The sequence below is a fragment of the Nocardioides thalensis genome (assembly GCF_013410655.1).
Classification (GTDB): Bacteria; Actinomycetota; Actinomycetes; order Propionibacteriales; family Nocardioidaceae; genus Nocardioides; species Nocardioides thalensis.
The window spans coordinates 3,770,412-3,785,887 of sequence record NZ_JACCFP010000001.1 but is presented as its reverse complement, the minus strand read 5'-3'; the positions used below and the strand labels follow the sequence as shown (position 1 = coordinate 3,785,887).

The following is a 15,476-nucleotide window of genomic DNA, read 5'->3' as shown; positions in this document are numbered from 1 at the left end:
CTCAGCAGGCGCTCTCGGAGAGGGCGACGTGCACCCGGTCGAAGTGCATCAGCGACGGGTCGTCGGTCGGCCCGGTGCGCGGCTGGTAGGGGCGCCAGCCGGCGTCGGCCTGGTCGGGCGACCAGGTCTCGCCCGCCCAGATGACGTAGCCGACGTCGAGCTGCTCGGCGTGGTCGGTCAGGAAGGCGGCGACGGCGTCGCCGGTCGCCTGGACGCCCTTCGCCATCGGCCGACGGCCGTCCGCGACGAGCACGTCGAGCCCGTGCCGCCCCTCGCAGGAGTCACCGCGGCCGGCGTACGACGTGACCTCGGGGAACGCCTCCTGGAGGCACCGGAGCACCTCGGTGGTGGCGGCGCTGAGCTCGCGCTCGAGGTCGGTCCACGGGGTCGGCGGGCAGTAGCCGACCGCGGGGCGGCCGCATGAGTCCGAGCCCGGGAACGCGACGCCGGTGAGCTGCTCGACGACGTAGCGGGCGTCGGCCTCGCGCTCGTCGTAGAGGTCAGGGAAGGGAGAGCGCTGCACGGTGGCGGCGGCCTCGCCGACGGTCATGGTGCTCCAGGCGATGTCGGTCAGGCCGGGGTTGCGGACGCCCTCGGCGACGCCGTAGAACGCGTCGGCGGCGTGCTCGGGGTCCTGGATCGACTCGGCGTCGCCGGTGCCGGCGTCCGGGCGCTGCCGGAAGACCCCGAGCCGGTCGCCCTGCTCGAGGTTGGTGAGTCCCGAGTCGGCCAAGGCGGCCGCGACGGCGACCACCCAGGCGTCGGGCGGCAGCCCCGCCTCGCGCCCGCGGGCGATGATCTCCGCGGCGTTCTCGATCTGGTCGCCGCTGATCCGGTCTCCCTGGGGGAGCTCGAGCCGGCTCGGCAGGAGGGCCTGGGGCATCACCAGCGGTCCGGCGGCCGCGCCCTCCTCCGGCCCGGCGTCGGTGTCGGGCTGGGGCGCCTGGCCGTTCATGTTGATGGTCGTGATGATCGCCGGATGGTCGGAGGCGACGCCGACCTGCCGGTGGGAGCCGAGCGTGGTCCCGGGCGGGTAGAAGATGTACATCACGCCCTGGTCCTTGGCGTAGTCGTAGCCGGCCGCCGTCATCTTGGCCGCCGCCGTCCACGACCCCTGGGAGTGGTGGGAGTTCATGTCGCCGCCGTAGAGGACCGGGCCGTACGCCGAGAGCGCGCGCACCAGCGACAGGGTGATGTCCATGCCGCGGGCGTACTGCTCGACGCGGCTCATGCCGGGGCTGCCGTGCTGCCGGGGGAACTTGCCCGGGTTGGTCGGCATGTGGCTCGAGACGACGCCGACGACCGCGCCGTCGGTGCGCTGGAGCAGCGCCCAGGTGGCGTAGCGGTCCCACACGAACGCCCGGCCGCTGTGGAAGCCGCGGTCGTCGTCGACGACCTTGACCCGGCCGCCGTCGAGCAGCGACCAGCGATCGGTGTTCCACATGACCGCGTTGTTCATCGACTGGCCGGCGCCGCCCTGCGTGCGGTCCGGCACCGGGTCGCGATAGACGTCGTAGCCGGGAGCGAGCGCGCGCATGTTGTCGTTGCTGTGGCGGCTGATCTCGTTGAGGAGGATGAAGTCGGACCCCGCCGACGACAGGGTGCCCATCGACGATGCGAAGCCCGAGTCGGAGGTGCGGTTCGGGATGTTGGCGACCGAGGTCGTGATCGTGCCGGACACCGGCCCGCCGGCGACGCCGGTGATCTCCCCGAGCTCGCCGAGCACGATGCCGCTGCCCGAGCCGGTCTGGGCGGTCTCGGTCTCCGGCTCCGGCTCCTGCTCGGGAGGCGGCTCCTCGCCCTTCGGCAGGGGCTCCTCGACGACCTTGGTCACCGGCGTCTCGCCGAGGGCGACCTCCTTGGTCTCGAGGAACGCGACGGGGTCGACCGGCACGCCGTCCTGGCGCACCTCGAGGTGGAGCAGTCGCTCCCCGGTCGCGGGGTCGGGCGCCACGGTGCCGATCGGCTCGCCGGCGTCGATCTTCCCGTAGCGGGTCAGCCGCAGCGGGTCGACGTGCTCGTAGCGGGTCTCCACCCCGGCGCCGTGGTCGATGACCACCACGTCCTTGCCGACCTCGCTCACCGTGCCCGGCCCGGCGGCGTGCACGCGTGGGCGTTCGCCGGTCACCGCGAGGTCGACCCCGGTGTGCTCCTTGACGAAGCCCAGGACGGGGTGGCGCCGCTCGCCGAACGGGGTCGCGACCTCCGCGACGACCGGGTTGGACCAGGCCGGCCGGGTCTGGAGCGCGACCGGGATGGGGCAGGTGTCCGCCGGCCGCGCAGCGGCGGGGGACGGCGCTGCGTCGCGGGCGCCCGCCGGAAGGGCCGCGGTCGTCGTACCGCCGAGGGCCAGGGCGAGGAGTGCCGACGCCAGCAGCGCGGATCGCGAGTTCGCCATCGTGCTGTTCTCCTCCTGGCCAGACAGACGGGCACTCTACCGTCGGGTCACAAGATTTCCGGTGTCAGCGCAACCGTTCGGGTGGGCCTTCGCGTCTTAGCGGTATGCGCGCTGTGCGAACCGCCCTCGGGATGCTGCTCCTCGCCGTCGGCGGCGCCGTCTCCGTTCTGGTCACCGCGGCCGCCCCGGCGAGCGCGTGCTCCTGTGTCGTCGGGGGCCAGGCCGACTACTTCGAGTGGTCCGACGTGGTGTTCACCGGCGAGGTCGTCGACCGGGGCACCGACGACGGCACGGTCAGCTACCGGTTCGCCGTCGACCGGGTCTACGAGGGCGATGCGCCGCCGCAGGCCGTCGTCACCAGCGGGAGGGAGAGCGCGGCGTGCGGCATGCCCGACCTCCAGGTCGGGACCGCCTACGTCGTCTATGCGACGGCGGACGGCGCGAGCCTCACCACCAGCAGCTGCAGCGGCACCCGCGAGGTGCGGCCGTCGTACGTCGAGCGCGTCGAGTGGTACGCCGGCAGCGGCCACCCGCCGGGCGCCGAGGCGACCGGGGACGACCCGGCCGCAGCCGCCCGGAGCGAGGAGTCGGCCGCGATCGCCGAGCGTCCCCTCGCGCTCGCGCTCGTCGGCGGTGGCGCAGCCGTCGTCATCGCGGGAGGCCTGCTGCTGGGCCGTCGCCGCATCCGCGAGTAGCGTCTGACCCGAGCGGACCGCCGGGCGACCTCCGGCGGCCGCGCACCGCCGTCGCGCACGTCAGCCACCGCTGACAGGCCCTGACATAGGAGTCAGACATGCCGTTCTACCGGTCCGTGGGCAACGTCCCGCCCAAGCGCCACACCCAGCACCGTTCCCCCGAGGGCGACCTCTACTTCGAGGAGCTGATGGGCGAGGAGGGCTTCTCGTCCAACTCCTCGCTGCTCTACCACGTGCACATCCCGAGCACGGTGGTCGAGTACCGCACCTGGGACCTGCCCGACCAGACGCTCGTGCCCAACCACCCGCTGGTGCCGCGGCACCTCTCGACGCACAAGCTGTTCGAGGAGGAGGCCGAAGGCGTCGACGCGGTGACCGGGCGACGGCTGCTGCTCGGCAACGGCGACGTGCGGCTGTCGTACGTCGTCGCCGACAAGGAGAGCCCGCTCTACCGCAACGGCATCGGCGACGAGTGCCTCTACGTCGAGGACGGCGACGCACTCGTCGAGACGGTCTTCGGCGACCTCGAGGTGGGCAAGGGCGACTACGTGATCGTGCCGCGCGCGACGACGTTCCGGATCGTGCCGCGCGGGAAGATCCGGATCTACGTCATCGAGGCCAACTCCCACATCGGCCCGCCCAAGCGCTACCTCTCCAGGTTCGGCCAGCTGCTCGAGCACGCGCCGTACTGCGAGCGCGACCTGCGGCTGACCACCGAGCCGCGGGTGCACACCACCGACGAGCCGGTCGACGTCTACATCAAGCACCGCGGCCCGGGCCCGGGCGGCATCGCCGGCACCGTCCACACCGTGCCGCACCACCCCTTCGACGTGGTCGGCTGGGACGGCGGTCTCTACCCCTACGCGTTCAACATCAAGGACTACGAGCCGATCACCGGGCGCGTCCACCAGCCGCCGCCGGTGCACCAGGTGTGGGAGGGCCACAACTTCGTCGTCTGCAACTTCGTGCCGCGGAAGGTCGACTACCACCCGCTCGCGATCCCGGTGCCCTACTACCACTCCAACGTCGACTCCGACGAGGTCATGTTCTACGTCGAGGGCGACTACGAGGCGCGGAAGGGCTCGGGCATCGGCCCCGGCTCGATCAGCCTGCACCCCGGCGGTCACGCCCACGGCCCGCAGCCGGGTGCCTACGAGCGGGCGATCGGCGCGGAGCGCTTCGACGAGCTCGCGGTCATGGTCGACACGTTCCGGCCGCTCGACCTCGGCGAGGCGGCGCGGGCCAGCGACGACGGTCTCTACGCGTACTCTTGGGCGCAGGGCCCGCAGTGACCGGGCCGCACCACGGCCTGTTCGACGGCCTGTACGACGACGCCGCCATCTTCCCGCCCGGCAACGGCCCGCTCGACGAGGCCGTGCCCGCCCACCGCGCGTGGCTGCGGTCGCCGTACGCCGGGCTGGTCGGCGTCTTCGTCTGCGCCGCTGCCCGCCTCGACGAGCTGGTCGCGCTGGGCGCCGACTTCCCGGTCTCGGTGACCTACCCCCCGGCGGTCGAGGCCCCGGGGGTCGAGGAGGCCGTCTACGGCCGTCACGAGACCCACGAGACCCTCGACATCGCCTCCGTCGAGGTCCCGTTCGCCGAGGACAGGTGGGACCTCCTCGCCGCTGCCGTACGGCGGACGCGGGTGTTCGCCGAGGTCGCACTCGGTGACCTCACCCCCGCGCTCGCCGAGCGGCTCGGCGGCGCCGGGATGTTGCTCAAGGTGCGCACCGGCGGTGCGGAGGCCTCGATGTTCCCGACCGCCGCGGCACTTGCCGGCGGGATCACCACCGCGGTCGCGGCCGGCCTGCCGTTCAAGCTCACCGCGGGCCTGCACAACCTGCTGCGCCATCGCGACCCGGCGACCGGCTTCGAGCACCACGGCTTCGGCAACGTGCTGGCGGCCACGGCGTCCGCGCTGGGCGGCGCCGGAGCCGACGAGGTGGCGCGCGTCCTCGACACCACCGACGCCGACACCGTGGCCGGACTGCTGCGCGGCCTGTCGGCGACGGAGATCGGCGCGGTGCGCCGGCAGTTCCTCTCCTTCGGCACCTGCAGCATCCAGGAGCCCCTCGACGACCTCGCGGCCCTCGGGCTGCTGCCCGCAGGAGCTGACGCGTGACCCGACTGACCGTGCCGGACGATTCGCTCTTCGGCCTCGCCAACCTGCCCTACGGGGTCTACTCGGTCGCGGGGCAGGAGCCGCGGGTGGCGACCCGCTTCGGCGACCACGTCGTCGACCTGGCGCTGCTGCTCGACGACCCGGTCTTCGCCGGGCCCACGCTCAACCCGTTCATGGCGCAGGGCCACGAGCGGTGGGTCGCGGTGCGCGAGCGCATCACTGAGGCGCTCGGCGGCGACGTACCGGACGAGGCGGTGCACGACCTCGGCGACGTGACCCTGCACCTGCCGTTCGAGGTGGCCGACTACGTCGACTTCTACGCCTCCGAGCACCACGCGTCCAACCTCGGCCGGCTGTTCCGCCCCGACAACCCGGAGCCGTTGCTGCCGAACTGGAAGCACCTGCCGGTCGGCTACCACGGCCGGTCCGCGTCGATCGTGGTCTCCGGCACGGACGTGGTGCGACCGTCCGGGCAGCGGAAGGGCCCCGCTGACCCGGCCCCGGTGTTCGGTCCGTCGGTGCGCCTCGACATCGAGGCCGAGCTCGGCTTCGTGGTCGGCATCGGCAACCCGATGGGGGAGCCGATCCCGGTGGCCGACGCCGACCGCCACATCTTCGGCGCGGTGCTGTTCAACGACTGGTCGGCGCGCGACATCCAGGCCTGGGAGTACGTCCCGCTCGGGCCGAACCTCGGCAAGTCGTTCGCGTCCACCATCTCGCCCTGGGTGGTGCCGCTGCTCGCTCTCGACGCCGCCCGGGTGCCGACACCGGTGCAGGAGCCGGCGGTGCTGCCCTACCTCGCGCTGGACGAGCCGTGGGGCCTCGACATCGACCTGGAGGTCGAGTGGAACGGCGACGTGGTGACGCGGCCGCCGTACGCCGCGATGTACTGGTCGCCCGCGCAGATGCTCGCGCACCTCACGGTCAACGGCGCGCCCACGCGCACCGGCGACCTGTTCGCGTCTGGCACGATCTCCGGGCCGGAGAAGGACCAGCGCGGCGCGTTCATCGAGCTCACCTGGGGCGGCAAGGAGCCGGTCACCGTCGCGGGGCAGGAACGCACGTTCCTCGAGGACGGCGACGAGGTCGTGCTGCGCGCGACCGCGCCCGGTCGCGCCGGCGCCCGGCTCGGCTTCGGCGAGGCCCGCGGGCGGATCCTGCCCGCTGTCGGTGGTTGAGGGCGGGCAGCGCTAGCGACGAGGGGTACGCCGGTGGTCGAGGTGCGAGGAGCGCTAGCGACGAGGGTACGCCGGTGGTTGAGGTGCGAGGAGCGCTAGCGACGAGGGGTACGCCGGTGGTTGAGGTGCGAGGAGCGCTAGCGACGAGGGTATGCCGGTGGTTGAGGTGCGAGGAGCGCTAGCGACGAGCCTCGAAACCTCCGGCTCCAGCGTCAACCTGCTCCCCGAGCACGCGCCGGAGCTCGCCGACCGGCATCGGCCGGTGGAAGAGGTAGCCCTGGGCGGTCAGCCCGGTCGTGTCCTCGCGGAGCGTCGCGAGCTGGCTCTCGCGCTCGATCCCCTCGACCACGACGCCGAGGCCCAGCGTCTGGCCCATGACGGCGACCGACCGCAGCAGGGTGCGGGCACGCTCGTCGACGTCGATCCCGGCGGTGAGCGACGCGTCGACCTTGACGAAGCTGACGGGCAGGTCGGTGAGATAGCTCATCGAGGAGAAGCCCACGCCGAAGTCGTCGACCGCGAACCGGACGCCCATGGCCGCGATCGTCGACATCGCGTCGAGAACGCCCGCGGTCAGCGTGACGTCCTCCCGCTCGGTGATCTCGAGGACCAGGGGGAACGGCCGCGCCGCCGCCACGGCGGTCTCCACGCTCGCCACGAAGCCCGGGTGGAGCAGCTGTGACGGGGACACGTTGACCGTCACGGTGGGCGGGCCGGACCCGGCGCCCACCCGCAGGGCACCGACGTCGGTGGCGACCTTGGCCAGCACGACGTCGCCCAGCGGCACGATGAGGCCGTTCTCCTCGGCGACCGAGATGAACAGGTCGGGACGGATCTGCTTCCCGTCGCGCTGCCAGCGGGCGAGCGCCTCGAAGCCGACCACTTTCAGGTCGTCGACGGCCACGATCGGCTGGTAGACGACGTCGATCTCGCCCTCAGCGACGGCCGCGCGCAGGTCGTCGGCCAGGACCAGGCGCCCCAGCCTCCGGCGCCCGATCGCGTCGTCGTAGACGACGAGGTCGCTGCTCCCCGCCGACTTCGCCTCGTACATCGCCAGGTCGGCACGCCGCAGCAGGCTCTCCGCCGAGTCGCCGGCGCCGCCGTACGCAACCCCGGCACTGGCGGACAGGTGGATCTGCTGGCCGGGCACGTCGATGCCGGCCTCGATCGCGGCGAGGGTCCTCGCCCACAGCGGGTCGGGGTCTGCCGTGCCGTGCCCGTCGACCAGGATCGCGAACTCGTCCCCGCCCACCCTCGCGACCTCGTCGTGCTCGCCGAGGCAGGCGCGGATCCGGCGGGCGAGCTCGATGAGCACCTGGTCGCCGGTCGCGTGACCGAAGCGGTCGTTGATCGGCTTGAAGCCGTCGAGGTCGAAGAAGATGAGGGCGACGCTCCGACCGTCGATGCGCGCGGCCTCGAGCGCCGCGTTGACCTTGTCGACGAGGATGCCCCGGTTGGGCAGGTCCGTCAGCGGGTCGTGGCGCGCGACGTGGACCATCTCCTCGTTGAGCTCGATCCGCGACCAGGCGTCGGAGGCGACGGCGGCGAGCGCGCGCAGCGCCTCCTGGTCGGCGGCGACCGTCGAGCGCGCGCGGTCCGTGGCCCGTGCGACGATCCAACACTCGGTGCCGCGCTGGACCGCGGCGCCGATCTCACCGTCACCGGGAGCCGTGGCGCGGATGTCGACGTCCTTGAGCTTGAGTAGCCGGCGTCCGTCCTCGACCAAGCCGGTCAGCACGGCGTCCCGCGTCGTGTAGCGCTGGGCGCGGACCGAGGCGTCGAAGAGCACGGTCAGCCGGCGCGCGTTCTCGCGACCGCGGGTGACCGCGCGGGTGGCGACCAGCAGGGTGACGAGCGGGATCGCCAGGATCGCCTGCGTCCACCACGGGTGGTCGCGGTAGACCACGGCTCCGAGGTAGCCCAGCGTGTCGAAGGGCACGAAGCAGCCGAAGGCGAACGCGGTGCCGCCGTTGACGAGCAGGGGCCAGAAGCGGGCGCCGCTCTGCAACCAGACGGCGATCGCGGACAGGACGTAGTCGGTGAGGAAGTACGCCGTCGCGCCGAGCGCCACGGCGATCAGCTCGCGCGGTGCGCCGATCATCTCGGCGCGCACCATGTCGAGCACCCCGGTGGCCAGGGCCCCGGCGAGGATCCCGACGCCGGTGTTGAACACCTTGGCCGGCCACCGCTTGCCGCTCGTCAGCTGCGTCGCCAGGACCCCGACCGACCAGATCGCGAGCGCTTCGTGGGCGTCGTGCGTGCAGAGCAGGAACATGAGGATCGAGGAGTCGAACCCGACCTCGATGCCTGCACCGTCGTCGCGGTCGAGGATCAGAGGCACCCGGGCGACGACCACGATCAGCAGGATCGTGATGACCGCGGTCGACGGCGTCGTGACGCCGCTCCGCGCGGTCTCGACGGCCGCGACGGCGAACACCGCGAGCCCGGCGAGGCACACGAGCACGTGGAACCGCTCGGCGAGCGGCTCCGTCGCGGTGCCGGGCGGAGGCGAGGTCATCGTCGAGCGTGATCGGCCAGCGTCGGGAGCGGGTGAGCCATCCGACCTCCTCGGTCCAACGGGTGACCGGTGGAGTACCCGCCCGACGCGGCCGTATCCACCGCGCGGGTCTTGCCCGGGCGGCGGCGGGGTACTGCCGCAGCATGCGCAAGACTTGGTTGCTCGGTCCGCTCGCGGCCGTCGGAGCCGTCGCCGCCCGCGACCTCGTGCAACGCGATCACGCGATCCTGCGGACGTTCCCGGTGCTGGGACACGCCCGGTTCCTGCTGGAGTCGATGGGCCCGGAGCTGCGGCAGTACATCGTGGCCGGCAACGACGAGGAGCGGCCGTTCAGCCGCGACCAGCGACGCTGGGTCTACGCGTCGGCGAAGCTCCAGAACAACTACTTCGGCTTCGGCACCGACAACGACCTCGAGCACTCCAACGGCAACGTCGTGGTGCACCACCGCACGTTCGGCGAGGAGGAGCCGACCCACGGCGCGGTCGGCCAGGAGGCGCGGCTGCCCTCCGCCAAGGTGCTGGGCGGCCCGCGCGGCCGGCGGCACGCGTTCCGGCCCGACTCGGTCGTCAACATCTCGGCGATGAGCTTCGGCTCGCTCTCGGGCAACGCGATCGAGGCGCTCAACCGGGGCGCGGCCGAGGTCGGCTGCCTGCACAACACGGGGGAGGGCGCGGTGTCGCCGTACCACCGGATGGGCGGCGAGCTGGTCTTCCAGATTGGGACCGCCTACTTCGGGTGCCGTGACGAGCAGGGCCGGTTCAGCATCGACCGGCTCAAGGACCAGGTCGACCGGTCGCCGATCCGAGCCCTGGAGATCAAGCTCAGCCAGGGCGCGAAGCCCGGCCTGGGCGGCGTGCTGCCGGCGGCGAAGGTGTCGCCCGAGATCGCGGCGACCCGCGGCGTGCCGGTCGGGCAGGACTGCCTCAGCCCCTCGCGCCACGCGGAGTTCAACGACGTCGACTCGATGCTCGACTTCGTCGAGATGCTCGCCGCCGAGACCGGGCTCCCGGTCGGGATCAAGTCCGCCGTCGGTGACCTGGGGTTCTGGCAGCAGCTCACCGACGAGATGGCTCGCGGCGACCGCGGCGTCGACTTCGTCACGATCGACGGCGGCGAGGGCGGCACCGGCGCCTCGCCGCTGATCTTCACCGACTCGGTGTCGCTGCCCTTCCGGCTCGGTTTCGCCCGGGCGTACGCCGAGTTCGCCCGCCGTGGTCTGCACGAGCAGGTGACGTTCGTCGGCGCCGGCAAGCTCGGGCTGCCCGACAACGCCATCGCTGCCTTCGCCCTCGGCGCCGACCTGGTCAACGTCGGGCGGGAGGCGATGCTCGCAGCGGGCTGCATCCAGGCGCAGAAGTGCCACACGGGCGGCTGCCCGACCGGCGTCGCGACGCAGCACCCGTGGCTGGTGCGCGGCGTCGACCCGGTCGCGAAGGGCGAGCGGGTCGCCAACTACGTGCGCACCCTGCGGCGCGACCTCCTGAAGGTCGCCGAGACCTGCGGGGTGCCGCACCCGGGCCTGATCGACGCCGACGCCGTCGAGGTCCTCGACACGCTGTCGGACGGCCGGTTGCTCGGTCAGGTCTACGGCTACGAGCCCGGCTGGGGGCTCCCGTCCGCGGCCGACCGCAAGGAGATCTCCCGGATCATGGCGCGCACGGTCGAGGAGGAGGCCGCGACCGAGGGCCCGCCCGAGACCGCCCAGGGAGGCGCGCCCAGCGACGACATGGAGGGCGACCTGCCGGACACAGCCGGTGGCTGAAGCGCGAGGAGCGCCAGTGACCAGCCTCGAATCCACCGGCCGACGTCACGGATGACGCCAGCCGGTCTCCTTCTGGTCGTGCCCGTGTGCGGCCATCATCGACAATCCGCCGTCAACGGTGTAGGTGCTGCCCGTGACGTACGCCGCCCGCGGGGACGCGAGGAAGCCGATCACCGATGCGACCTCGTTGACGTGGCCCGGTCGTCCGAGCGGGTTGCCCGGTCGCTCCTGGTGGTAGGCCTCCTCGGTCTGCATGCCCGTCATGTCGGTCGCGATCTCACCGGGTGCGACGTTGTTGACGGTGATGCCGTGCTCGCCGAGCTCGAGCGCCAGGACCTGGGACAGCGCGCCGAGCCCGGCCTTCGCCGCGCAGTAGGCCGCGGAGCCGACCCGGGGAAGGTACTCGTGCACGCTCGTCACGTTGATGATCCGGCCGCCCTCGCCGCCGCGCACCAGATGACGCGCGGCGGCCTGGCACGTCAGGAACGGCCCGTCGAGGTCGGTCGCGACGACGTGGCGCCACTGGTCGAAGGCGAGGTCGAGCACGGGCGTGCTGTGGCCCGTGCCCGCCACGTTGACGAGCACGCCGAGGCCGTCGAGCTGCTCGACCAGCCGGTCGACCACCGCGCCCGCATCGGACGACGACGCGTCGAACGGCTCCACGAACGCCCGTCCTCCACGCTGCTCGATGTCGCGGGCGGTGTCCTGGGCCCCGCCGACGTCCTGGTGGGAGGTGAGACCCACGTCGAACCCCTCGGTCGCCAGCAGGGTCGCGGCCGCCCGGCCGATGCCGGAGTCGGCGCCGGTCACGATCGCCTTGTACGGATAGGTCATCTGAGCCTCCTCGGTTCGACTGCACGGTGCCCCGTGGGCGCATTTCCATGAGGACCGGACCGAAGCTGGCGCGTCGATGCTGGCCGCGCTACTCCGGTGGCTCGGCGTTGCGGCGCCGCGTCGCCCACGCCTTCTTCGCCGCCCGGCTCCGCTTGCGGCGCAGCCGTTCGGCCTCGGCCGCCCGTCGCTCGCGGGCGCGCTGCTCGCGACGTACGGCGTTCTCCGCCCGCCGGATCTCCGCCGCGACGACGGCCGGCGACCGGACCGGCCACACGTACGGCAGGTCATCGGCCACGTCCACGAACAGTGGTCCGTAGTGCTCCGGGTCCTTGCGGAGCAGGGACGACTGATGGCTGCGGTGGAGCTCGTCGTCTCCCAGCCAGGGTGGCAGCGCCCCGGCCGCCGCCAGCTCGGCCTGGCTGCGCACCGTGTCGACACCCGCTGCGCGCAGGTCGGTCGCGATCGTGAGCGCGCAGGAGTCGCCGTGTCCCAGCTCGGTCCAGACGGCGCAGCAGGTGAAGCCGTAGCGTCCCAGCGCCTCCTCGAATCCCTTCCACATCAGGACCGCGGGGTGGTTGGCCCAGCCGTAGCCGGGACGGGTCAGGGCCCGTACCACCTGGATCGTCTCGACGCGCTGCTTGCCGAGCCTCTTCTGGTCGAGGGCGCGTGCCGACGCCTCGAAGTCGGGATAGGGCAGGAACGTCTGCACGTCACCAGTCTCCGGTCACGACGGTCAGCCCAGCTCGGCGAGCACGGCGGGGACCTGCGCGGGCAGCTCTCGGGCGAGGTAGCCCACCGGGCCGACCGACGCCGCGAGGCGCTCCCCGCACCGGGCGTGCAGGTGCCCGGCCCACAGGGCAGCGACCAGCGGGGCGGCTCCGCGCGCCAGCACGCCGGCGACGATGCCGGCCTGTACGTCGCCGGAGCCCGACGTCGCGAGTCCGGGGCCGCCGCCCTCCACGACCCACGCCTCGCCGTCCGGTGCTACGACGTGCTTGACGGTCCCTCCGCACAGCACGACGACCCGGCTGCTGCTGGCCACCCGCGCCGCTGTGCCGACCGGGTCCTCGGCCACCTCGTCCCGGTCCGCGCCCGCCACGTGGGCCAGCTCGCGCGGGTTGACCGTGAGCACCACGCGTCCGTCGAGGTGGTGGAGCCCGTCGGGGCGGCGCGCGAGGAAGGCGCTCCCGAGCGCGTCCAGCACCACGGTGGCCCCGGTGCGGGGGAGCACCCGGTCGAGGAGATCGACGGCGTGGTCGGGGTCGACCAGGCCCGACCCGGCGAGCAGCACGTCGGCATCCCCGGCGTGCTCGATGATCCTTGGTGCCTCGTCGACGTCGATCGACCCGTCGGCGCCGGTCGCGAGCGGGACCAGGGCCGCCTCGGGCACCAGGGGCGCCAGCCCGGCCAACACCTCCTCGACGGTCGCGAGCGCGACCTTGCCGGCGCCGGCACGGAGCGCGCTCTCGCCGGCGAGCCGCACGGCTCCGGGCGAACGCGTCGAACCGCCGACGACCACCACCCGCCCGCTGTCGTTCTTGTCCTCGCCCGGTGGGGGCAGGGGGCGCTCCCGCAGCGCGGCAGGGGAGACCACCTGCACGCTCCGTCCCTCAGCCGACACGGTCGCCCCGCTCGCCCTGCGGTGCCTCGTGGGTGGTCTCGACGTCGACCTGGTCGACGGCGGTGGTGTCGGCGAACTCCTCCGGCTCGAGGACGTCGCCGCGCCGGCGATAGGTGGTCACGGAGGCGTTGGGGATCCGCACCGTGCGGTCCAGCTCGAGCACCTCCGCCTCGTCGATGCCCTCCAGCACGTAGCGGAACGTCATGATCACGGCCTGGTGCGTGAACAGCCACACCTGCTCGCCGTCGTGGCCGACCCGCAGGTCGGCGAGGAACGTCCGCACCCGGTGAGCGACGTCCGCCCAGCTCTCCCCGCTCGGCGGCTGGTAGTAGAACTTCCCCAGTCGCTTGCGCCGGGCGGCCTCCTCGGGGTGGCGGGCCCGGATCCCGGCGCCCGTCAGGCCGTCGAGCACCCCGAGATCGCGCTCGCGCAGCCGCTCGTCGTGCTCGAGCGGGAGGTCGACGCCCTCGAGCGCGAGCCGCGCGGTCTCCGCCGCGCGTTTGTACGGCGACGTCACGACCCGCGTCGGCCGCGACCTCTCGTCGCGCTCCGCGAGCCAGCGTCCGAGTGCGCGGGCCTGCTCGCGTCCGGTGTCGGAGAGCTCGACGTCGGCGTCGCGCGCATCGAGCTCGAGCTCCTCCGCTCCTGCTTCGCGCGCGGCCGCGTCGGCCCGGTTTCCCACGCTCTCGCCGTGCCGCACCAGCACCAGCCCCGCGGGGCCGCTGTCCCACCTCGGTCGCATCCTGCCTCCTGTCCCCGGCGGCAGTACCCCGCAGCGGGCCCGGGATGCCCCACCCGTGCCGGGGTAGCTCCCGGTCGTGGCGACGACGATCGACGAGGGCAACCTCGGGGCCTGGCTGCTCAAGTGCAATCCGGCCGTCTACGACCTGCGGGCCGCGGTCGATGCCGGCGTCGACTACGTCGACAGCTGGAGCGTCCGCCCGGGCTATCGCGCGGAGATGATGGCGCCGGGCCAGAAGGCCGTCCTGTGGGTCTCCGGCGACGGCACCCGCATGGCGCGAGGCATCTGGGGCGTCGGCTGGGTGCGTGGCCGGGTCCGTCCCGCGGACGCCGAGGGTGCCGGCTTCTGGACCGACCAGGGAGCCCGGCGGTCGGTGCGGATGGCGATTGCGCTCTGGATCCCCGTCCTGGCGGAGCCCGTCACGGTGAAGGAGATCCGCGCGGCGGGCGTCACGGACCTCGAGGTGCTGAGAATGCCGCAGGGGTCGAACCCTTCGTGGATCTCGCAGGCCCAGCTCGCCGTGCTCGAGCACCTGCTCCCCGAGTGGCCGACCGAGCCACGGGGTTCGGCGAAATGACAAAGACCCCCGCCGTGGCGGGGGCCTCTGTGCTCGGTGGGCAGGGGCGGGGTCGAACCGCCGACCTTCCACTTTTCAGGCGGACGCTCGTACCAACTGAGCTACCTGCCCGAGCGATGGGCCACCTTACCGGAGGCGGCGGCGCCGTCCGAATCCGGGGGAGCGCGGGCAAATACCGATGCCAGCCGCGGAGCCTGGTCCGTCTATGCTGAGCGGGCTGCGCCGGCCCGCCGGAGGCAGCGGGCCCCCTTCGTCTAGCGGCCCAGGACCCCGCCCTTTCACGGCGGTAGCGCCGGTTCGAATCCGGTAGGGGGTGCAAGCGTTGTCGAGGCCTTCGCCGCAGGTCTACTTCTGCTCCGTAAGGAGCCCGTGCGCGACTGCGTCCGTGGCGACGCGCAGGAGGTGGCGGAGCTCGTCGTCGGAGCGCCGAAGCGGATCGGAGCGCCACCCCAGGCTGATGATGCCGTTCCACGCTGCCCACAGCACCGTTGCGACGTCCTCGGGATCGACGTCGCGGATCGCTCCGGCCGCGATCCCGCGCCGCAGGGCGGTAACCATCCGCTCGTTCTGCTTGTCGACCGACGCGGCGAGCCGCTCGGCGAGGTCGCGGCCCGCGGGATAGCTGCCGGGGTCGCCGGGAAAGGCGAGCATCCGGAAGTACTCGGGGTTCGCGAGGTAGAACTCCAGGTACTCCTCGGCGGCCGCGTAGAGCTGGTCGACCGGAGAGCGCTCGGTCGTGTAGGCGCGGTCCATGAACCGGCGGTCTGCGTCCACCGCCCGCTCGACCAGCGCCGCGTGCAGGCCCGCCTTGGAGCCGAAGTGGTTGTAGACGGAGCCGATCGCCACCCCGGCGGTGGTCGCGATCTCCTCGACCGTGACCTGGTCGACCGGCCGCTCGCTGAACAGGCGCTCGGCGGCGCTCAGGAGGGCGTCGATCGTGCGCGCGGCACGCGGATCCACTCGTCCATCCCCTCTCCGGTGGCACGCCTTCGGCTCTCGGGCGCGGCCAACATAGCCCCAACGACTCG

Annotated in this window: 13 protein-coding genes and 2 tRNA genes; 7 read left to right on the top strand and 8 right to left on the bottom strand. The window is 72.8% G+C overall.

Annotated elements, in window-relative coordinates; genetic code table 11:
- Position 1 precedes the first annotated feature (1 nt).
- Entirely contained in the window at positions 2 to 2,398 is a 2,397-nt protein-coding gene (locus HNR19_RS18435; RefSeq protein ID WP_179669268.1) for a VldE C-terminal domain-containing protein, read from the bottom strand.
- Positions 2,399 to 2,502: 104 nt separating this feature from the next.
- Between HNR19_RS18435 and HNR19_RS18430 the strand changes: the two genes are divergently transcribed.
- From HNR19_RS18430 to fahA, 4 genes are all read left to right on the top strand, one after another.
- Entirely contained in the window at positions 2,503 to 3,093 is a 591-nt protein-coding gene (locus HNR19_RS18430; protein WP_179669267.1) for a hypothetical protein, read from the top strand.
- A gap of 98 nt (positions 3,094 to 3,191) precedes the next feature.
- Positions 3,192 to 4,385, top strand: a complete 1,194-nt coding sequence (locus HNR19_RS18425) for a homogentisate 1,2-dioxygenase (protein WP_179669266.1) — start codon at positions 3,192 to 3,194, stop codon at positions 4,383 to 4,385.
- Positions 4,382 to 5,215, top strand: a complete 834-nt coding sequence (locus HNR19_RS18420; RefSeq protein ID WP_218910312.1) for a hypothetical protein — start codon at positions 4,382 to 4,384, stop codon at positions 5,213 to 5,215. Before HNR19_RS18425 ends, HNR19_RS18420 begins: the two co-directional genes overlap by 4 nt.
- Positions 5,212 to 6,393, top strand: a complete 1,182-nt coding sequence (gene fahA / locus HNR19_RS18415) for a fumarylacetoacetase (protein ID WP_179669265.1) — start codon at positions 5,212 to 5,214, stop codon at positions 6,391 to 6,393. The genes HNR19_RS18420 and fahA overlap by 4 nt, the downstream gene beginning before the upstream one ends.
- A gap of 178 nt (positions 6,394 to 6,571) precedes the next feature.
- Here the strand turns inward: fahA and HNR19_RS18410 are convergent, their stop codons facing one another.
- On the bottom strand, positions 6,572 to 8,911 hold the full coding sequence (locus HNR19_RS18410) for a putative bifunctional diguanylate cyclase/phosphodiesterase (RefSeq protein WP_179669264.1): 2,340 nt from the start codon (positions 8,909 to 8,911) through the stop codon (positions 6,572 to 6,574).
- A gap of 143 nt (positions 8,912 to 9,054) precedes the next feature.
- Here HNR19_RS18410 and HNR19_RS18405 point away from each other — a divergent pair, with 143 nt between their 5' ends.
- Entirely contained in the window at positions 9,055 to 10,674 is a 1,620-nt protein-coding gene (locus tag HNR19_RS18405) for an FMN-binding glutamate synthase family protein (protein ID WP_179669263.1), read from the top strand.
- A 45-nt stretch (positions 10,675 to 10,719) separates the two neighbouring features.
- Here HNR19_RS18405 and HNR19_RS18400 read toward each other — a convergent pair whose 3' ends face one another.
- From HNR19_RS18400 to HNR19_RS18385, 4 genes are all read right to left on the bottom strand, one after another.
- Positions 10,720 to 11,508 (bottom strand): SDR family oxidoreductase, encoded by a 789-nt coding sequence (locus HNR19_RS18400; protein ID WP_179669262.1) that lies wholly within the window; start codon positions 11,506 to 11,508, stop codon positions 10,720 to 10,722.
- A gap of 88 nt (positions 11,509 to 11,596) precedes the next feature.
- Positions 11,597 to 12,217, bottom strand: a complete 621-nt coding sequence (locus HNR19_RS18395; RefSeq protein WP_179669261.1) for an MSMEG_6728 family protein — start codon at positions 12,215 to 12,217, stop codon at positions 11,597 to 11,599.
- 24 nt (positions 12,218 to 12,241) lie between these two features.
- Positions 12,242 to 13,108 (bottom strand): NAD(P)H-hydrate dehydratase, encoded by an 867-nt coding sequence (locus HNR19_RS18390; protein ID WP_218910311.1) that lies wholly within the window; start codon positions 13,106 to 13,108, stop codon positions 12,242 to 12,244.
- Positions 13,109 to 13,118: 10 nt separating this feature from the next.
- Entirely contained in the window at positions 13,119 to 13,871 is a 753-nt protein-coding gene (locus tag HNR19_RS18385) for a histidine phosphatase family protein (RefSeq protein WP_179669259.1), read from the bottom strand.
- Positions 13,872 to 13,947: 76 nt separating this feature from the next.
- On the opposite strand from HNR19_RS18385, the gene HNR19_RS18380 reads away from it, so the two are divergent.
- On the top strand, positions 13,948 to 14,448 hold the full coding sequence (locus HNR19_RS18380) for an EVE domain-containing protein (RefSeq protein ID WP_179669258.1): 501 nt from the start codon (positions 13,948 to 13,950) through the stop codon (positions 14,446 to 14,448).
- 37 nt (positions 14,449 to 14,485) lie between these two features.
- Here HNR19_RS18380 and HNR19_RS18375 read toward each other — a convergent pair.
- Positions 14,486 to 14,559, bottom strand: a tRNA-Phe gene (locus HNR19_RS18375).
- Between the two features lie 132 nt (positions 14,560 to 14,691).
- Between HNR19_RS18375 and HNR19_RS18370 the strand changes: the two genes are divergently transcribed.
- A tRNA-Glu gene (locus HNR19_RS18370) sits at positions 14,692 to 14,764 on the top strand.
- A gap of 29 nt (positions 14,765 to 14,793) precedes the next feature.
- Here HNR19_RS18370 and HNR19_RS18365 read toward each other — a convergent pair.
- The gene (locus HNR19_RS18365) at positions 14,794 to 15,408 is read right to left on the bottom strand and encodes a TetR family transcriptional regulator (protein ID WP_179669257.1); all 615 of its coding nucleotides are present in this window, start codon (positions 15,406 to 15,408) and stop codon (positions 14,794 to 14,796) included.
- Positions 15,409 to 15,476: the final 68 nt, after the last annotated feature.

What these genes read in the sequence shown, in the direction of transcription:
- HNR19_RS18385 (WP_179669259.1), bottom strand. Translation starts at nt 13,871, where the DNA reads ATGCGACCGAGGTGGGACAGCGGCCCCGCGGGGCTGGTGCTGGTGCGG.
- HNR19_RS18430 (WP_179669267.1), top strand. Translation starts at nt 2,503, where the DNA reads ATGCGCGCTGTGCGAACCGCCCTCGGGATGCTGCTCCTCGCCGTCGGC.
- HNR19_RS18435 (WP_179669268.1), bottom strand. Translation starts at nt 2,398, where the DNA reads ATGGCGAACTCGCGATCCGCGCTGCTGGCGTCGGCACTCCTCGCCCTG.
- HNR19_RS18405 (WP_179669263.1), top strand. Translation starts at nt 9,055, where the DNA reads ATGCGCAAGACTTGGTTGCTCGGTCCGCTCGCGGCCGTCGGAGCCGTC.
- HNR19_RS18410 (WP_179669264.1), bottom strand. Translation starts at nt 8,911, where the DNA reads ATGACCTCGCCTCCGCCCGGCACCGCGACGGAGCCGCTCGCCGAGCGG.
- HNR19_RS18425 (WP_179669266.1), top strand. Translation starts at nt 3,192, where the DNA reads ATGCCGTTCTACCGGTCCGTGGGCAACGTCCCGCCCAAGCGCCACACC.
- HNR19_RS18400 (WP_179669262.1), bottom strand. Translation starts at nt 11,508, where the DNA reads ATGACCTATCCGTACAAGGCGATCGTGACCGGCGCCGACTCCGGCATC.